Annotated in this window: 15 protein-coding genes; 12 read left to right on the forward strand and 3 right to left on the reverse strand. The window is 70.6% G+C overall.

Annotated elements, in window-relative coordinates:
* The first annotated feature begins 6 nt into the window (after positions 1 to 6).
* Entirely contained in the window at positions 7 to 867 is an 861-nt protein-coding gene (gene pssA, locus WBG79_RS08195; RefSeq protein WP_337356615.1) for a CDP-diacylglycerol--serine O-phosphatidyltransferase, read from the forward strand.
* A gap of 3 nt (positions 868 to 870) precedes the next feature.
* Here pssA and WBG79_RS08200 read toward each other — a convergent pair whose 3' ends face one another.
* Complete coding sequence (locus WBG79_RS08200; protein WP_337356616.1) at positions 871 to 999, reverse strand: hypothetical protein; 129 nt, start codon at positions 997 to 999, stop codon at positions 871 to 873.
* A gap of 366 nt (positions 1,000 to 1,365) precedes the next feature.
* Between WBG79_RS08200 and WBG79_RS08205 the strand changes: the two genes are divergently transcribed.
* The 10 genes from WBG79_RS08205 to WBG79_RS08250 all read left to right on the forward strand — a co-directional run bounded on the left by WBG79_RS08205 (position 1,366) and on the right by WBG79_RS08250 (position 12,849).
* Positions 1,366 to 1,722 carry a hypothetical protein gene (locus WBG79_RS08205; RefSeq protein WP_337356617.1) on the forward strand — a complete coding sequence of 119 codons (357 nt, stop codon included), beginning with the start codon at positions 1,366 to 1,368 and terminating at the stop codon, positions 1,720 to 1,722.
* Between the two features lie 117 nt (positions 1,723 to 1,839).
* The gene (gene puuE, locus WBG79_RS08210) at positions 1,840 to 2,751 is read left to right on the forward strand and encodes an allantoinase PuuE (RefSeq protein WP_337356618.1); all 912 of its coding nucleotides are present in this window, start codon (positions 1,840 to 1,842) and stop codon (positions 2,749 to 2,751) included.
* Positions 2,752 to 3,040: 289 nt separating this feature from the next.
* Positions 3,041 to 3,709, forward strand: a complete 669-nt coding sequence (locus WBG79_RS08215) for an ABC transporter ATP-binding protein (protein WP_443147446.1) — start codon at positions 3,041 to 3,043, stop codon at positions 3,707 to 3,709.
* Entirely contained in the window at positions 3,709 to 5,169 is a 1,461-nt protein-coding gene (locus WBG79_RS08220; protein WP_337356620.1) for a hypothetical protein, read from the forward strand. The genes WBG79_RS08215 and WBG79_RS08220 overlap by 1 nt, the downstream gene beginning before the upstream one ends.
* Positions 5,170 to 5,244: 75 nt before the next feature.
* Positions 5,245 to 6,426 carry a polysaccharide biosynthesis/export family protein gene (locus WBG79_RS08225; RefSeq protein WP_337356621.1) on the forward strand — a complete coding sequence of 394 codons (1,182 nt, stop codon included), beginning with the start codon at positions 5,245 to 5,247 and terminating at the stop codon, positions 6,424 to 6,426.
* 58 nt (positions 6,427 to 6,484) lie between these two features.
* The gene (locus tag WBG79_RS08230; protein WP_337356622.1) at positions 6,485 to 7,780 is read left to right on the forward strand and encodes a capsule biosynthesis protein; all 1,296 of its coding nucleotides are present in this window, start codon (positions 6,485 to 6,487) and stop codon (positions 7,778 to 7,780) included.
* Entirely contained in the window at positions 7,777 to 8,604 is an 828-nt protein-coding gene (locus tag WBG79_RS08235; RefSeq protein WP_337356623.1) for an SDR family NAD(P)-dependent oxidoreductase, read from the forward strand. The genes WBG79_RS08230 and WBG79_RS08235 overlap by 4 nt, the downstream gene beginning before the upstream one ends.
* Positions 8,601 to 10,706 (forward strand): capsular polysaccharide export protein, LipB/KpsS family, encoded by a 2,106-nt coding sequence (locus WBG79_RS08240; protein ID WP_337356624.1) that lies wholly within the window; start codon positions 8,601 to 8,603, stop codon positions 10,704 to 10,706. Before WBG79_RS08235 ends, WBG79_RS08240 begins: the two co-directional genes overlap by 4 nt.
* 197 nt (positions 10,707 to 10,903) lie before the next feature.
* Positions 10,904 to 12,187: a capsule biosynthesis protein gene (locus WBG79_RS08245; protein WP_337356625.1), complete on the forward strand. Its 1,284-nt coding sequence runs from the start codon at positions 10,904 to 10,906 to the stop codon at positions 12,185 to 12,187.
* Positions 12,188 to 12,273: 86 nt separating this feature from the next.
* Positions 12,274 to 12,849 (forward strand): YidB family protein, encoded by a 576-nt coding sequence (locus tag WBG79_RS08250; RefSeq protein ID WP_337356626.1) that lies wholly within the window; start codon positions 12,274 to 12,276, stop codon positions 12,847 to 12,849.
* A gap of 43 nt (positions 12,850 to 12,892) precedes the next feature.
* Here WBG79_RS08250 and WBG79_RS08255 read toward each other — a convergent pair whose 3' ends face one another.
* Positions 12,893 to 14,053 (reverse strand): M20 aminoacylase family protein, encoded by a 1,161-nt coding sequence (locus WBG79_RS08255; protein ID WP_337356627.1) that lies wholly within the window; start codon positions 14,051 to 14,053, stop codon positions 12,893 to 12,895.
* Between the two features lie 547 nt (positions 14,054 to 14,600).
* On the opposite strand from WBG79_RS08255, the gene WBG79_RS08260 reads away from it, so the two are divergent.
* Positions 14,601 to 15,707, forward strand: coding sequence for an ATP-dependent DNA helicase (locus WBG79_RS08260; protein ID WP_337356628.1), 1,107 nt, complete (start codon positions 14,601 to 14,603; stop codon positions 15,705 to 15,707).
* Between the two features lie 31 nt (positions 15,708 to 15,738).
* On the opposite strand, the gene WBG79_RS08265 is transcribed toward WBG79_RS08260, so the two are convergent.
* Entirely contained in the window at positions 15,739 to 17,865 is a 2,127-nt protein-coding gene (locus WBG79_RS08265) for a capsular polysaccharide export protein, LipB/KpsS family (protein ID WP_337356629.1), read from the reverse strand.
* Positions 17,866 to 18,053 lie beyond the last annotated feature (188 nt).

Here is an 18,053-nt window from a genome sequence, read left to right on the forward strand (position 1 = left end):
CGTCCCATGAGCGATCTCTTCCCGCCCGTCGTCCATCAGTCGACCCGCACGGGCCGGCGCTTCATCCGGCTCCGCGCCGTGCCGTTCCGCATCGTCCTGCCCAATCTGGTGACGCTGCTCGCGCTCTGCGCCGGCCTGACGGCCATCCGCATGGCCCTCGAGGAGCGCTGGGAATGGGCGGTCGGCGCAGTCGTCCTCGCCGCGCTCCTCGACGCCGTAGACGGGCGCGTCGCCCGCTGGGTGAAGGGGACCTCCAAGTTCGGCGCCGAACTCGACAGCCTCGCCGATTTCGTCAACTTCGGCGTCGTCCCGGGCCTCCTGCTCTACATCTGGATGCTCGAAGAGATCCGCTCGCTGGGCTGGCTCGCCGTCCTGGCCTTCGCCATTGCGGGCGCCCTGCGGCTCGCCCGCTTCAACGTCATGATCGACAAGCCCAAGCCCGACTGGCAGGCCAACTACTTCACCGGCATGCCGGCCCCCGCCGGTGCCGTCACGGTGCTGCTGCCGCTCTACCTCAACGACTTCATAACCATCCCCCACAACCGGGCGATCGCGACCGTCATCGCCGTCTACGCCCTCTTCGTCGCCTTCATGATGGTGTCGACGATCCCGACCTTCTCGGGCAAGAAGATGGGCACCCGCGTCCCGCGCGAGCGCGTGATCCCGGTCTCGGTCCTGCTCGTGCTCTTCGTTGCCGCCCTGGTGGCCTATCCGTTCCCGATCCTGGCCCTCCTCGCCATCGCGTATCTCGCGTTCATCCCGGTCGGCTGGTCCTGGTATCGGGCCCGCCAGCGCGAGGACCTGGAAAGCAAGACGACCCGGGAGCCGCCCGACGACGGCGAGGACGGTCGCGAGCCGACCGTCTGATTCTCAGTCGTCCGCGCCGGGCTCCAGCGCCGCGACGCGATCGGCCAGCGAGGCATCCGGGAAGGCGTCGCGCAAGATCCTCAGCACGTCCGAGGTCGTGCCGGCGCCGGAGGCCGCCACCACGGCCCGCATGGCCGCGATCCGGCGGTCGAGGGCGTCAGCGGGCCGGCTCGACGGGGGCCCCCGCCGGGCGGATGATGGACCGGAAAGCGGACGCAGCGACACGGGCGGTGCCCTCCGCGGCAACGAATCGAGTGCCCTCAGGGTACGGTCAAGTCTCACAGGAGGTAAAGCGTCGCAGAATCCATTATGGTGATCCGCAGGAATGGAGTCTCCGTAGTCCTGCCTAGATCGGAAGGCCGAGTTACCACTGGCTCGGACGGATCGTACGGGACTAGGATCCGGTTGGCGGCGGCGCCAAGGGGCATTGCCCGGTGGCGTGACGAGGAGAGGGTCGGTCGCCCCCGCGAGAAGCGACCAGACGGGAGAGGATGCGCCATGACGAGGGGCCCCGAACTGCCGAACCCGCGCACCGGCCGCGACTCCGAGCCTCTGCTCCGCCTGCTCGCCTGGAACATGCTGGCCGGCGGTGCGGTCGCGATCGTGCTGAGCGGCGCCGTGATCGCCTTCGACGTCGGCAACCTGCGCAGCCTCATCGTCACCGCCGAGGAGCGCCTCGTTCCCATTCTGCTCCTCGTGTTCGGGTTCCTGGTGACCTTCTGTAGCGTCGCCATGGGAACGGCCGTGATGGGATTGGGGGCCGATCCCTCCGGCCGCTCGGGCGGCGGCGGAGGGCATCCCGATTTCCGCTTGGTCCCCCTGTCCTCGCGGCGGCAGTCCGGCGGCGGACGCTGAGCCACCTCGCAATTCCGGGTGCCCGTCCGGCGGATATCGGATCCCCGCGCGTGGAGCCTTGAAACCGGACCGGATCGGGTCCAGCCTCCCGCCGTTCCTTTCGGCAAGCGAGGCGTCATGACCGACCCCAAGTACCCCCGCGACATGGCGGGCTACGGCCGCAACCCGCCGGACCCGAAATGGCCCGGGGGCGCCCGTATCGCGGTCCAATTCGTGATCAACTACGAGGAGGGCGGCGAGAACGCCATCATCCACGGCGATGCCGCCAGCGAGGCCTTTCTGTCCGAGATCGTCGGCGCGGCCGCCTGGCCGGGCAAGCGTCACATGAACATGGAGTCGATCTACGAGTACGGCTCCCGGGTCGGCTTCTGGCGCCTCTGGCGCCTGTTCACGGAACGGCAGATCCCGGTCACGGTCTACGGCGTCGCCCATGCCTTGATGCGCAACCCAGACGCGGTCGCGGCCATGAAGGAGGCCGACTGGGAGATCGCCTCCCACGGCCTGAAGTGGATCGACTACAAGGACTTCACCGAGGCCGAGGAGCGTGCCCACATGGCCGAGGCGATCCGCATCCACACGGAGGTCACCGGGTCGCGGCCGCTCGGCTGGTACACCGGCCGGTCCTCCGTCCACACCCGCAAGCTGGTCATGGAGGAGGGCGGGTTCCTGTACGATTCGGATTCCTACGCCGACGAGCTGCCCTACTGGGTCGACGGCGGGCGCGAGCCGCATCTCGTGATCCCCTACACCCTCGACGCCAACGACATGCGGTTTGCCACCCCGCAGGGCTTCAACGCCGGGGACCAGTTCTTCACCTACCTGAAGGACAGCTTCGACGTCCTCTACCAGGAAGGCGCCACCAGCCCCAGGATGCTCTCTGTGGGCCTCCATTGCCGGCTGGTAGGCCGGCCGGGCCGCGCCGCCGCGCTCGCCCGGTTCCTCGACTATGTCGCCGGTCACGACGCCGTCTGGTGCGCCCGCCGGATCGACATCGCCTGGCATTGGCATGCCCACCACAAGCCCGGCTAGGGCGTTGCATTTATGTCATCGAGCCGGCAAAAAAGTCACGGACCGGGTGATCCGGCGACGGCGTCGCCCGCGCACCACATTTCCGGCCCGATCGCCCGGCAACGTGCCGCCCGCTGGGGACCCGCGCCCCATCGTTAACCGAGGGTTATCGGTTGGATGACAAGCTCTTGCGCGGCGTCGTGCAAGCGGATGTTTACCGTCCGACGGCCCTTGTCGTAGGCTCGGGGCCTGAGGATCGGGTGAAAGTCGAGGACCGATGAACGTCGCGGTGAGGCCAGCGATCCGTTCCATCGTCAGCCTGCGCGGCGTGACGAAGGAATATGGCGGCAAGAGAGGTGCGAAGGTCGTCCTGAACGACGTCAACTTCGACATCCCGGCCGGCCGGAGCCTCGGCCTCATGGGTCCGAACGGCGCCGGCAAGTCGACGCTGCTCAAGCTGATCGCCGGCACCGAGCTTCCGACCCGGGGCGAGATCCGCCGCCGCGGCCGGATCTCCTGGCCGCTCGGCTTCAACGGCGGCTACGACAAGCAGATGACCGGCCGCGACAACGCGGTCTTCGTCGCCCGCGTGTACGGCGAGGACCCCGACGAGATCTGCCGCTACGTGCTCGATTTCTCGGAGCTCGGCCGCTATTTCGAAATGCCGATGCAGACCTATTCGTCCGGCATGAAGCAGAAGCTCGCCTTCGGACTCTGCATGGCCCTGGACTTCGATTGCTATCTGGTGGACGAAGTCACGGCGGTCGGCGACGACCGATTCAGGGAGAAGTGCCAGCGTGCCTTCGCCGAGCGCAGGGCCCAGTCGGGGCTGATCATGGTGTCGCACAGCTTCGCCACGATCCGGGCCTATTGCGACTGCGCGGCGGTCCTCGTCGACGGCCACCTCTTCTATTTCGAAAGCCTGGAAGAGGGTATCGCCGAGTTCAAGTGCCTGCTGCGCTCGCTGGAGAATGCCTAGTGGTCGATCTGGTCAATTCGCCCGAGGACATGAAGGCTCGTCGCCTGGAAGCGCGCCGCCGCCGTGCGGAGCGCGAGGGGCTGACGGTCGCCGACATCCCCGAGGACGTCGACCCTGCGGCGATCGAGACGCCCGGCACCCGGCAGGAGGCCAAGCCGGCCGAACCGGTCGGCAACCTCGTCGAGATCGGAAACCGCAAGGGACGCGTCAAGGAAGGCGGGGCAAACCCGCGGCCGGACCAGGACAATTCCCCCGATGCCCTGCCGATCCCGGAGATCGCCTCGAGCCGTCTCCTCGCCCGCCTCGGCGAGGTCAAGGCCAAGAAGGTCGCGGCCGGCAAGGCCGACAAGGGTACGCGGACCCGCAGCGCCGCATTCTGGTCCTTCGTCCTGATGGTCATCCTCCCGGCGATCGGCATCTCTGCCTACCTCTATCTGTGGGCGATCGACCAGTACCACTCCGAATTCCGCTTCGCGGTCCGCAATGCGCAGACCTCCAGCGCCAGCGCCGGTGCGCTGGCCGGCATGGTCGCCTCGCCGGCCGCCTCGCTGCCCGACCTCGCCGATAGCTACATCGTGACCGAGTATCTGCAATCGCGCGAATTCGTAGAGGACCTGAACAAGGCTGTCGACCTGCGCAGCGTCTACAGCATCGGGCGCGCGGACTACTGGTACCGCATGGACAACGACGTGTCGGTCGAGAAGATGACCAAGTACATGAATTCCATGATGGCGGTCACCTTCGACATGTACACGGGCATCGTCAGCGTCCGCGTCCGCGCCTTCTCGGCCGAGGACGCCCGCCGCGTCGGCCAGCAGATCCTGAAGATGACCGAGGCCCTGGTGAACAACATCACCCAGCGCGCCCGGCGAGACCTCGTCCGCGACAGCGAGCGCGAGGTGGAGAATGCCGAGAACCGCCTGCGCAATGCGCGCCTCGCCGTGGAGAAGTATCAGAGCGAGATCGGGGCGGTCGACCCGACGGCGGTCGCCACGGCCAACCAGGTCAACATCAACGCCCTGGAGGCGGAGGCGACGCGGCTCAAGGCGGAGCTGAAGCAGCTCCTGCAGACGATGAGCCCCCAGTCGCCGCGCGTGGTGGTGCAGCAGAGCCGCGTCGACGCGATCGAGAAGCAGATCACCGACGAGAAGGCCAAGGTGGCGGTGAGCAAGCGTGCCGGCCCGGCCCTGTCCGCCCAGCTCATGCGCTACCAGGAACTCGTCACCGAGCGCGAATTCGCCCAGACCGCCTACGTCACCGCACTCTCGGCGCTGGAGCGGAGCCGGATCGACAGCGAGCGCAATCAGCGTTATCTGGCTTTGTTCGTGTCGCCCCGCGAGGCTCAGGATTCGGAGTATCCGGAGCGCGGACGCTATGCGTTCATCGCCTTCCTGGCGCTGTTCGCCATCTGGGCCATCAGCTTCATGGTGACGGGTTCGATCAGGGATCACATGCGCTAGCGGGTTCGGTTCGGGGCGGCGGACCGCCGCGGGTCGGGGCAGACGGAAACGGCCGGACGGCCGTCGGGGGCATCGGTGACGACATCCAGTATTGCGTTCAGGTCGTTTCGCGGCTTTTCGGCCGCCGCCGGGCTCGCTTGCGCGCTCGCCGGGTGCTCGACGCTTCCCTCGGACGGCCCGTCCGCCAACGTGATCACCAGCGCCGCGGTCGAGCAGGGCCTCGCCGTCGAGAACTACCTGATCCTGCCGCTCGACGAGCCCGTCGTGAAGGTCGTCGGCCCCTGGCGGCCGCGCGTCTTCGCCGACCGCTTCTCGATTCGCTCGGGCCCCCGCCGGCTGCCGCTCGGCATCGGCGACGTGGTCGACATCCGGATCATGGAGGCCGGCGACAACGGCCTCTTCGCCAACACCCAGACGCGCGGCGCCCAATTCCAGGTCCAGATCGACGAGACCGGCAATCTCTTCGTGCCCTATGTCGGCCGCACCAAGGGCGCCGGCAAGACCGCCGAGCAGTTGCGCGCCTCGATCCAGGAAGGCCTCGCCGACAAGGCGATCCAGCCGCAGGTCCTCGTCAACGTCGTCAACAGCCAGGCGAACTCGACCACCGTGGTGGGCGACGTCGCCAAGCCCGGCCGCTATCCGGTCAACGTCGGCGGCACCAAGCTCCTCGACGCGGTCGCGCTGGCCGGCGGCTCGCGCTTCACCACCTACGAGACGACCGTCACCCTGAAGCGCGGACACGACACCGCCTCGATCCTTCTCGAGGACCTGGTCCTGGTGCCGGAGAACAACGTCTACCTGCAGGCCGACGACGAGATCCTGCTCTCCTTCGCGCCGCAGACCTACACGCTGCTCGGCGCCGTGCCCGAGCCCCGCGAGATCAAGTTCGAGACCAAGACCGTCACCCTCGCCGAGGCCATCGGCCGGGGCGGGGGCCTCAACACGCTCGCCGCGGACGCCACCGGCGTCTTCGTGTTCCGCTTCGAGGAGCCGAGCCTCGTCCGCCGCATCCGGCCCGACCAGCCCTGGACGGGACCCGCCAAGGTGCCGACGGTCTATCGGCTGAACCTGTCGGATCCCAAGGGCTTCTTCATCGCCAAGTCCATGTGGGTCCGCGACAAGGACATCATCTACGTGGCCACGGCGCCCTCGGTGGAGTTCGCCAAGTTCGTCGACATCGTCAACCGGACGACGGGCGGCGCCCGCGGCGTCCTCGGCGTGGCGACCGACCTCAGAGTTCTCGGCAAGGGCAAGTAGCCCGGTGCCGGGCCGGCGCGCCGTTGCGGGCGGCCGGCGCGCTCTGTAGGGTCCGCGCATGCTGTCCAGACCGTCCCCGGCCCCCGCTGAGGCGCCCGCGGCCCTCCCGCGGGCCGGGACCCGCTCGTTCCTCTTCCTCCTCGGCCCCTGCTCGCCGTTCCAGGCTCGCCTCGCCCCCGCGCTTGAGGCCGAGGGCCACCGCGTCGTGAAGGTTCTGCTCCACGCCGGCGACGCGCTCTTCTGGCGCCGCCCGGCGCTGCACTATCGCGGTGGCCTCGACGCCTGGCAGGACCATGTCGGCCGCCTCATGGACGAGCACGGCACCACCGACCTGGTCGTCCACAACGAGAGCCGGGAGTATCACCGCCTCGCCATCCTTGAGGCGCGCCGGCGCGGCATCAGGGTGCTGGTCTTCGAGATGGGCTACTTCCGGCCCGACTGGATCACCTTCGAGCGCGACGGCCTGTCGGCCCTCTCCCATTTTCCGCGCGACCCGGCCCTCGTCCGAGCCCTCGCCGCCGAGGCGCCTGAGCCCGACTTCTCCGTCCGCTTCCGCACGCCGTTCCTCAGGTTCGCGCTGAACGACCTTGCCTACCATCTGGGCGAGGTGTTCGGCACGCCCCTCTATCCGCGCTACCGGCGCTACGCGATCGACAACCCGGTCGTCGAATACCTGCTCTGGGGCAGGAAGCTGCTGACCCGCCGGCGCCCCGAGGCCGCGGCCGCGGCGGTCGTCGAGAAGCTGGAGGCCGGGGCCGCGCCCTGGTACGTCCTGCCCCTCCAACTCTCCGGCGACTTCCAGATCCGCGCCCACTCGCCCTTCCCGGACATGCCGGCGGCCATGCGCGCCGTCGTCGCCTCCTTCGGTCGCCACGCCCCCGCCGCCGCGCGCCTCGTCGTCAAGCTGCACCCCCTCGACAACCTGCGGACCCCTTGGGCGAAGCTCGTCGCGGAAGCGGCCGCGGAGGCCGGCGCGGCCGGCCGGGTCGACTGCATCGACGGCGGTGACCTCGCCCGCCTGATCGCCGGGTCGGAGGGCGTCGTCACGGTCAATTCCACGGTCGGCATCGCCGCGATCCAGGCCGGCCGCCCGACGATCGCGCTCGGCGGCGCCGTCTTCGACATCCCCGGCCTGACCTTCCAGGACGGCCTCGACCGCTTCTGGGCCGGCCGCCGCCCGCCGGACCGCGATCTGGCGTCCGCCTTCGTCCGCGCGCTCGTCCACACCACCCAGATCCGCGGCGACTACTACACCGAGCCCGGCATGGCCGCCGCCGTCCAGGGCGTCGTCGAGCGCCTGAAGGCGGGGCTGCCGGACCTGCCCGAACGCATCGCCCGCATGAGGAGCGCATGAACCCCTCCGCCGACCCCCGCACCGTCGTCGTGACCGGTGCCTCCAGCGGCATCGGCGCCGCCCTGGCGCTGGCGCATGCCCGCCCCGGAGTGGCTCTGGCGCTGACCGGCCGCGACCCCGTCCGCCTCGCCGCCGTGGCCGCCGGGGCTCGCGCCAAGGGCGCGACGGTGCGCGAGGGCATCTTCGACGTCCGCGAGTTGGACCGCCTCGCCGCCTTCCTGGCCGACGTCGACGATACCGGCCCCATCGATGTCCTCTATGCCAATGCCGGCGTCGCCGCCGGCCTCGGTCCCGACCGCTCCGCCGAGCCGCTCGACACCGCCATGCGTCTCGTCGACGTGAACCTGAAGGGCGTGATCGCCACCGTCTCGGCGGTGGTGGAGCGCATGCGCGCGCGCCGCCGCGGCCATATCGTGCTGGTCTCCTCGCTCGCCGGCCTCCAGGCCCATCCGGACATGCCGACCTATTCGGCCAGCAAGGCGGCGGTGCGCTTCTACGGCGACTCGCTCCGCCAGTGGCTGCGCCCCGCCGGCGTGGCCGTGACGGTCGTCTGCCCCGGCTTCGTCACCTCCCCGATGGCGAACCGCCACAAGGGGGCCAAGCCCTTCGAGATCTCGGCCGACCGCGCCGCCGCCCTGATCGTCCGCGGGGTCGCCCGCCGACGCCCGCTGATCGCCTTCCCGTGGCCGCTGGTCCTGTCGATCTGGCTCTCCAACCTGGTCCCGACCGTCATCGCCGACCTCGGCATGCGCGGCTTCGCCGCCGTGGTCGACCCCGACGACGAGACCGCTCGCGAGCGCGAGAGGCGCCGGCAGGCCCCGTGACGAGCCCGACCGAACCCGGCCGCCGCCCCGCCGGGCGAGAGCCCGCCCCGGCCCCGGGCCCCGGGCTCCGGCCCGCCCCGGTCCGCGCCGCCGTCTTCCTGCCGGAGCCTTGGGCCGCGGCCGCCTGGCTGCCCGCCCTCTGCGACGCCGACGAGGTGGTCCCCTCGCCGGGCGACGACGAGGGCGGCAGGGTGGATCGCGTGATCGGCGGCCTGGACCCGCGGCTCGAGGCACGCGGGCGCGATCATGCGCGCCGGTTCCGCCTGCCGTTCCTCCGCCTAGAGCCGCTGCCCCTCGGCCCCGCCTCGCCGCCCTCGCTCGGGATCGCCCACATCGCCGCCAGGCTGTGCGCAGAGCCGATTCCCGGCGAGCCCGTGCCGGCCGGCGCACGGACCCGGGCAGGGCAGGGCGCCGCCGTCCCCTCGGCGGCCGTCCTGCAGGGCATCCTCGACCTCGTGCTCGGCGACCGCCTGCTCGCCGCCTCGGCCGCCGCCCTGGACGACCCGGCCGAGGCCCACAGCCCGGTGACCGCGCTGGTCGCCGACGCCGCGGACGACGGCACCGCCGACCCCGACCGTCTGCTCGGCCTGCTCGCCGAGGCCCGCGCCCGCCACGGCGACGGCGCGGTCGCGGTCGTGCCCGTGGATCCGAGGGCTGCGGCCGGCCGACCCCCCATCCTCGCCGCCCTCGCGGTTCGGGAGGGACTGCGCCTGCGCCCCGACCGCGGCCGGCCGGACCTCCTCGCCGGCATCGACACGGTCTATGCCGCCGGCGGCCTCCTAGGGCTCGAGGCCCTGCTCGCCGGCCGCCGCGCCGTGCTGGCCGCGGCGCCCGACTGGCTCGCCCCCTTCGCGGGCCGGCGCCTCGCGCCCGCCGAGCGGCTCGACCTCGCACGGATCGCCTTCGTGGACGACGCCCGCTATGCCGACCCGTTCACGGGCGCCGCCGTCGACGCCGAAGCCGGCCTGGGCCTCCTCGCCTGGCTCCGCCGGCGCTACGCCGGACGCCGCGCGAACCGGATCGCCTACGGCTTCTCGGCCCAGAAGGCCCGGACCGCCCGCACCTTCCTGGAGGGATGGGAGGCCTCCGTCGCCGTGGCGTCGCGTCCGGCCTCCGCGATCCGCGCGGCGGCCCGGAGCGGCGCGCGGCTGACCGTCTGGGGCACCCGCGGCGGCGCCGCCCTCGACGAGGCCGCGGCTCGGGCCGGCCTCCGGATCGACCGCCTGGAGGACGGCTTCATCCGATCGGTCGGCCTCGGCACGATGCAGACCATCCCGGCCTCCCTCGCCCTCGACGACGAGGGCCTCTACTACGACGCCCGGCGCCCCTCCCGCTTCGAGCGGCTCGCCGAGACGGCCGTCTTCGACGAGGCCCTGCTGATGCGCGCCCGCGCCTTGCGCGAGGCGATCGTCGCCGCCCGGGTGACCAAGTACAACCTCGCCGCCGAGGCGCTCGACTTCCGCGCCCGGTCCGGCGGGCGGCCGGTCATCCTGGCGCCCGGGCAGGTGCCCGACGATGCCGCCATCCGTACCGGCACCTTCGCGGTCACCGGCAACCTGGCGCTCCTCGCCGCGATCCGGAAGGAGCGGCCCGACGCCTACATCGTCTACAAGGAGCATCCCGACCTGGTGACCCGGAGCCGCGCCGGCTGGCTCCCCGACCGGCTCGTGCTGGAGCACGCCGATGAGGTGCTCCGGCGCGGCGACGCCATCGCGGCCATCGAGGCCGCCGACGAGGTCCACACGATGACCTCGCTCGCCGGCTTCGAGGCGCTCCTGCGCGGCGTGCCGGTGACCACCTGGGGGCTGCCCTTCTACGCCGGATGGGGGCTCACCGCGGACCGCGAGCACACGCCGCGCCGCCGCCGCCGCCTCTCCCTCGACGAACTGGTCGCCGTCGCGCTGATTCTCTATCCGGCCTATGTCGACCCGGTCTCGCGCCTGCCCTGCGAGGTGGAGGACATCGTCCGCCGCATCGCCCAGATCCGCGAGGGACGGGTCGCGCCGCCCCCGGCCACCCGCTTCCGGGCCCTGGTGCGCGCGAGCGTGGTGGCCGAGGCCTGGATCCGACACCTTCTCGGGCACCGTCTGACGCCGCGCTGACGAACTTCGCGGAAACACTCGGAAAATTGACCCGTCCGACCCGCGTCGCTATAGGAGGGGCGCCCGGTCCCAGGACCACACCTCCCGCCGAATCCGGGCTCGGTTCCGAGATCCGCCCCTGGCCGCCGCGCGCCTCGCGCTTCCGCCCGGTGCGACGCGAACGGAGCGCCGGCCCGGGGGCGGAGCACCAGTGATCGATGTCCGAACGCCGCGTCTTTCTCTTCCTGCAAGGGCCGCCGTCCCGCTTCTGGTACGAGCTCGCCGAAGCGCTCGACGCCGCCGGTCACAAGACGTTGCGGGTCAACCTGTCGGCCGGGGACTGGCTCTACTGGCGCAAGCGCGGGGCGATCAACTACCGCGGCAGCTTCAAGGCCTGGCGGTCCTGGCTCGAAGCCCTGATCGAGCGCGAGGGCGTGACCGACATCCTCTACTACGCCGACCGGCTGCCCTACCACGTCGTCGCCAACGAGATTGCGCGCCAGCGGGGCATCTACGTGACGGCGGTGGAGTTCGGCTACCTGCGCCCGGACTGGATCACCGTCGAACGGGACGGCATGTCCACCTACTCGCATTTTCCGAACGATCCGGAGATCATCCGCCGGATCGCCGACCATGCGCCGGACCCGGACTTCGAGATCAAGTACCCCTATACCTTCTTCCAGGAGGCCTCGAACGAGGTCATCTACAACCTCGCCAGCCTGTTCCTGTCCTGGATGAGCTTTCCGCGCTACCACGCGGACAAGTACTACAACCCGCTGAAGGACTATCTGAGCACCCTCTGGCGCCTCATCCGCGACCGCTGGCAACGCAAATACGCCAAGCGCGTCATGCGCGAGGTGATCCTGGGCCCGCGGCCCTTCTACATCTTCGCCCTTCAGCTCCAGTCGGACTACCAGATCCGCGACAACTCCCCCTACAGCCGCCTGCACGAGGCGATCGACCAGACCATTGCTTCCTTCGCCCGCAACGCCCCGCTCGGCACCGTGCTGGTCTTCAAGGTGCACCCGCTCGACAACGGCCTGGAGCGCTGGCAGAAGGTCGTCATGGCCTCGGCCCGCCGCCACGACGTGCGCCCCCGCGTCCGCGTCATCGACGGCGGCAATCTCAATCGCCTAGTCGAGACGGCGCTCGGCACCATCCTGGTCAACTCGACGGTCGGCCTCTACGCCATCCGGGCCGGCTGTCCGCTGATGGTCCTGGGCGTCGCCGTGTTCGACATCCCCGGACTGACCTTCCAGGGCACGCTGGACGAGTTCTGGACCGAGGCCGAGCCCCCGGACGAGGAACTGCGCCTGAAGTTCATCCGCGCCCTGGCGGCCACCACCCAGGTCAAGGGCAGCTTTTACAACCGCGAGGGGCGCAAGGTCGCCATCGCCGAGATGGTCCGCCGCCTCGAGGCGCGCACCGTCAACGAGCCGGGCGCCTTCATCGACCCGCCCCCTCGCCTGGAAAAGGCCCGCCGCCTCGGCATGCGCGTCTGACGCAGCATCGCCGCGCCGCTCCCCCACGGCTCCGTTCGAACCCGTCCGGTCCCCGCGCGTTGACCCTCCGACAATGGAGGTGAAGCATGGGACTTCTCGACTCGTTTCTGAACCGCGGCGCCGGCCCCGCCATGGGCGGCGGCAGCGCGACCTCGCCGATGGTGAAGGCGCTCATGCTGCTGCTCGCCGCGAAGGCCTTCCAGAGCTACCGCTCTGGCGGCTCCACCCCTGACGCCACCCGCCAGGGCGGCGGGCTCGGCGGCATGCTGGGCGGCCTCTTCGGCGGCGGCCAGCAGGCCGGCGGCGGTCTCTTCGGCGGCTCCTCGGGAGGCGGGCTCGGCGGCGGCCTCGGCGGGCTCCTGGGCGGCCTCGCCGGCGGCGGCTCGGGTGGCCTCGGCGGCCTTTTCGACCAGTTCCGCCGCAACGGCTACGGCGACCACGTCGACAGCTGGGTCGGTACCGGCCAGAACCGCCGGATGGCTCCGGAGGAACTGGCCCGCGTGCTCGGGCCCGAGGCCATCGAGGAACTCGAGCGGCGCACCGGCATGCCGCGTAAGCAGCTCCTCGCCGAACTGGCGGACGAGCTGCCCGACGCCGTCGACCAGGTAACCCCCGACGGACGCTTCCCGACCGAGCAGGAACTCGCCTCGCGCTTCCATTGAGGCGAGCTCGCCGGCCGTGCCCCCCGGGGCACGGCCGCCGGCCTCACGCGGCCTTCGGCAGGAACCGCTCGGCCAGATGCACCCAGTAGCTCGCGCCGCGGGTCAGGATCGCGTCGTTGAAGTCGAACTTCGGGTGGTGCAGCATCGGCCCGTCGCCGGCGCCCAGCATGAAGTAGCAGCCCGGCTTCTCCTGCAGCATGAAGGCGAAGTCCTCGCTGCCCGGCGTCGGCCGGACCACGTCCCGGACGCGCCCCTCGCCGGCGACCTCCACCGCGACCGCGCGCGCGAAGGCCGTCTCGGCCTCGGCGTTGACCAGCACCGGATAAATGCGGCGATAGTCGACCTCGGCGGTGCAGCCGTAGCTCAGCGCCTGCGCCATGGCGATCTCGGTGATTCGCCGTTCGAGCTGGTCGTGGATCTTCTCGTCGAAGCTCCGCACGCTGAGCTTCAGGAGCGCGGTCTCGGGGATGACGTTCGAGGCCTGTCCCGCCTGGAAGGCGCCGACCGTCACCACCGCGGGATCCTGCGGATCGATGTTGCGCGACACGACGGACTGCAGGGCCATCACGGTCGAGGCGCCGGCGACGACCGGGTCGAGCGTCTGCTCCGGATGCGCCCCATGGCCGCCCTTGCCGCGAATGGTGATCTCGACGTGGTCGGCGGCGGCCATCAGCACGCCGGGCTTGAACAGGAAGTCTCCGGCCGGCCGGTTCGGCCAGTTGTGGAGCGCGAAGACGGCATCGCAGGGAAAGAGCTCGAAGAGCCCGTCGTCCATCATCCGCCGCGCCCCCGCGAGGCCCTCCTCGGCCGGCTGGAAGAGCAGGTGGACGGTCCCGTCGAAGCGGCGCGAGCGGGCGAGCTGGCGCGCCGCCGCGAGCAGGATCGTCGTGTGCCCGTCATGCCCGCAGGCATGCATCTTGCCCGGTGTCTGGCTGCGGTAGGGGAGGCCGGTCTCCTCCTCGATCGGCAACGCGTCCATGTCGGCGCGGATGCCCAGGCTGCGCCCCCCGGTGCCGGACCGGAGCGTCCCGACCACGCCCGTGCCGCCGAGTCCGCGCCGCACCTCGTAGCCCCATTCGCCGAGCAGTCGCGCCACCAGGTCGCTCGTCTCGAACTCCTCGTAGCCGAGTTCCGGGCGGGTGTGCAGGTGGCGGCGCAGCGACACGAACTCGTGCTCGTCCGCGGCGATTTCAGGAAGGATCATCGAGGCTGCTCCGAAAGAACGCCGCACCCTGCCTCGCCTGCGCACCCGCTGGCAAGGGCCGGGTGATCGCGCCAGGCCTGCGCGCGCCGCACGGGGGGCGTTCGGGCAAAAAAAAGGGCCGTCTATGCGGCGGCCCAAGTCATGGGAGGAGACGCCCCGGAGGGCAAGGCCGAACCGAGAATCGATCCGACCGAGGATCAGTATGCATGAGGGAGGTTAACAAACAATTAACGCCACGTTCGGGCGACCGTCTTTCCACAATATGTTCAAGCATTGGTGACTTGCTCACGTAAGGTCATCAGCAAACCGTACCCGATGGCATTCCGGTCCGGTCCCTCCCGCCCGCTCATGGCGCCAGTATCGGATGCTGGTGTAACAGGGCGAATACTGACCGGACTCGGCCCGTACCGGGGCTCCGCCCTGACATCTCAACGTATTGGCAAGTCGCAGGAATCGCCTCGGCGCCTGCCCGCTTGCCGAGCCCGCCCCGAGCCGCTAGGGTTGCGGCTATTCTCGTTTCGTTCTCGCATACCGGGAGGGAGTGTCCGTGGACTGGTCGAGCGAGCAGGATGCAGCCCTCAAGGCCGTCGCCGACTGGCTCAAGGACAAGCGCCAGCAGGTCTTCCGCCTGTTCGGCTACGCCGGCACCGGCAAGACGACGCTCGCCCGGCACGTGGCCGGGGGAATCGACGGGGACGTCGCCTTCGGCGCCTTCACCGGCAAGGCCGCCATGGTGATGCGCTCGAAGGGCTGCGAGGGTGCCACCACGATCCACAGCATGATCTACCGGCCGCGCCGCGCCGCGGGCGAGGACGAGGAGGAGGAGACCTTCTCCTTCGCTCTCAACCGCCAGAGCGATGTCACCAAGGCGAAGCTGATCGTCATCGACGAATGCTCGATGGTCGACGAGGAGCTCGGCCGCGACCTGCTCTCCTTCGGCAAGCCGACCCTGGTCCTCGGCGACCCGGCCCAGCTTCCGCCCATCAAGGGCGGCGGCTTCTTCACCGAGGCCGAGCCCGACGTGATGCTGACCGAGGTCCACCGGCAGGCGGCCGACAACCCGATCGTCCGCATGTCCATGGACATCCGCGAGGGGCGCCGCCTGGAGATCGGCACCTACGGGCAGAGCCGCGTCATTCCCCGCCGCGCGATCGACGCAGAGACCATCCTGGCCGCCGACCAGGTGCTGGTCGGCCTCAATCGCACCCGCCACAACTACAACAAGCGGATCCGCGAGTTGCGCGGCTACACCAGCCCCCATCCGGAAGTCGGCGAGAAGCTCGTCTGCCTGCGCAACGACAAGTCCAAGGGGCTGCAGAACGGCGGCATCTTTCGCGTCACGCGCCGCAAGGACCCCAAGAGCGGCTACTTGAAATACGACGTCGCCCCCGACGAGGCCGGCGGCAAGGCGCGGATCCACGTCTCCGTCCTGCCCGACTTCTTCGAGGGCACCGAGGGCGACCTGTCCTGGCAGATGCGCCGCTCATCCGACGAGTTCGACTTCGGCTACGCCCTGACGGTCCACAAGGCCCAGGGCTCCCAATGGGACGACGTCGTCCTGTTCGACGAGGCCTTCGCATTCCGGGAACATCGCGAGCGCTGGCTCTACACCGGCGTCACCCGCGCGGCGGAGCGGCTGACGATCGTCGTGTGAACGACCGGCCGGCGCGCCGGGGCCCCTGTCGTCAGGCCCCGTGGCGCTCGTCCAGCCGGATCCGGATCGCCTGCCGCGCCCGCGAGGCGATCTGCAGGATCCGCCCGAGAAGCCCGGGGGGCCGGTGGCTGCGGAATCGGCCCCGGCGCAGGGTCTCTATCCGCGCGAAATAGTCCTCCGCCTCGCACGGGATCCCCGAGACGGGGTCGATGTAGCGCGTGTAGAGCGCGAAGGTTACCGCCGCCAGCTGATCCGCGTCGAGCCGGCGTGCGCGCCGCGGGATCGGCTCCCGGTCCTCCGTGAGACCCCAGCCGGCGTAGAACGGGGCGCCCCAGGCGACGACCCGCATTCCGGCCATCACGGCGTCGAAGCCGTGCTGCGAGGTCATGACGTGAACCTCCTCGGCGAGGTCGAGGAGACCGGCCAGACGGTCGTCGCGGATCAGGTGGTCGGCCCCCTCGCGCAGCACCGCGGCGGGCAGCCAGCCGCCCCGGCGCCGGCTCGCGTCCTCCGCCGCCTCGAAATAGACCAGGAAGGCGTCCGGCCGTTCGGCCCTCACCGCCGCCAGGAGGCTCTTTGTGTTCGCGACGCGCGTGGTGCCGAGGCGCACGGCCGGGCTCCCGGCCGGCTCCCCGACCACGAGCACGACCGGGCGCTGCCCCGCCTTGCCGGCGATGTCGCGCCGGACGGTCCCGAGGTCGACGGCGGCGCGGGCCTCGATCGCGAGATAGCGCTCGCGCAACGCCCGCCCGCGCGCGACGAGCAGTGGGGAGAAATCGGTCGAGGCGACCAGCGCCTCGAAGCGAGAGGGACGCGAGGCGTCGAGATGCAGGCCGACGTCGTCGACCGCCACGGCGGGCAGGGGAACGAACGGCGTCTCCAGCCCGTACGGCTTCAGCACGCTCTTGGCGAACCGGACCACGCCGACGTCCCGCCGCTGCGCCTCCGCCTCCAGGGCGGCCGGGATCCGGTCCGTCCAGACCAGGAGCGATGCCGCGGCCTTCTCGGCGACCGCCAGGGCGGAGTCCGCCTTGGCGAAGACGAGCCGCCCGGGCCCGCCGCCGAAGATCGATTGGGCGATCCGCCGCTTCTCTGGCCCGAGGCCGACGCCGACGAGATCGCGCGGGTTGCGCGACTTCTCGCGCCATTCCGCCAGCCGGTCCATGGCGGTGAGGACGTGGAGGGGCTCGAATCGCACCGGGTCACCGTAGCGGGGATAGGCGACGAGCGCGGCCGCCGCCAGGCTGTCGGCGTTGGCGCCCGGGCTTCGCCGCTTCAGCCAGGCCTGCGCGCGCGGCTCCACGCCGCTGTCGTCCGTGATGCCCCACCCGGCATAGAAGGGCGCGCCGAAGCAGCGCACCGGCTTGCCCACGAGGATCGCCTCGAAGCCGAGCCCGCTCGACACGGTCCAGACCTCGTCGACGAAGTCGAGCAGGTCGTAGGGATCGACGTTCTCCGCGACCACCGCCACCCCGCGCGCCCGCGCCTCCGCCTCCAGGTAGCCGCGCGTCCGGCCCGCCACCACGTCGGGGTGGGACTTCACCACGATGTCCGCCGCCGCGAATCGCTCCAGCGCCGTGTCGAGCATGCGCCGGAAGCTGCGCGCGCCGGCGCCGGCTCCCGTGACCGCCTGATCGTTGAAGGTCTGGTCGACGAGGATCACCCGCCGCCGGCGGCCGAGCACCGCCTCCGCGGTCGCGGTCGCCGCGACGTTGTACTTGGAGAGACGGAGGGCGATCATCTTCGCCCGCGCCTCGCGTCCGGTCGCGATCAGCCCCGGGTCGTTCCCGGCCCGGCCGATCAGCCATTCGAGTCGCGACGGCTGGCGGGCCTCGTAGTAGATGCCGAGGTCGTCCAGCACGATGGAAATCGGCGGCAGCTTGAAGGCGGCCCCGACGGAGCGCAGGAACCCGTCCTCGAGCGCCACGTAGGGAACGTGATGACGGGCGGCGAAGATTCGGGCGCGGGTCGCGGTCGCCTTGTAGCCCCAGCCGACCACCGCATCGAGCACCTGCGGCTCCAGTTTCGCCTTGGCGCGCGGCACGAACTCTTCAGTGCCGAGAAGGGTTCCGAGATGCGGAATCCCGATGATTCCCTTCGAAAACGCCGTCACGCGACGCAAATCGAGCTTCTCGCGCGCCGCAACCACCCGAATCATGCTCCCCTGATCGCGCCTCAGCTCTAACGCTGTACTGTAATGTCAATCGGTGATTTCAGGTGCCTGCCCTGACCGTCGGCCTACATAAGCCGCGGTCCCTCGGGAAGTCTACCTTCAATCCGCTCCGGCGCCATGGTTACAAAACCGATAGAAGACGTGATCACGGCGGTGTTGCGGCCCCGTCGCAC

The organism is Prosthecomicrobium sp. N25 (assembly GCF_037203705.1).
In the GTDB taxonomy this organism is placed as follows: domain Bacteria; phylum Pseudomonadota; class Alphaproteobacteria; order Rhizobiales; family Ancalomicrobiaceae; genus Prosthecodimorpha.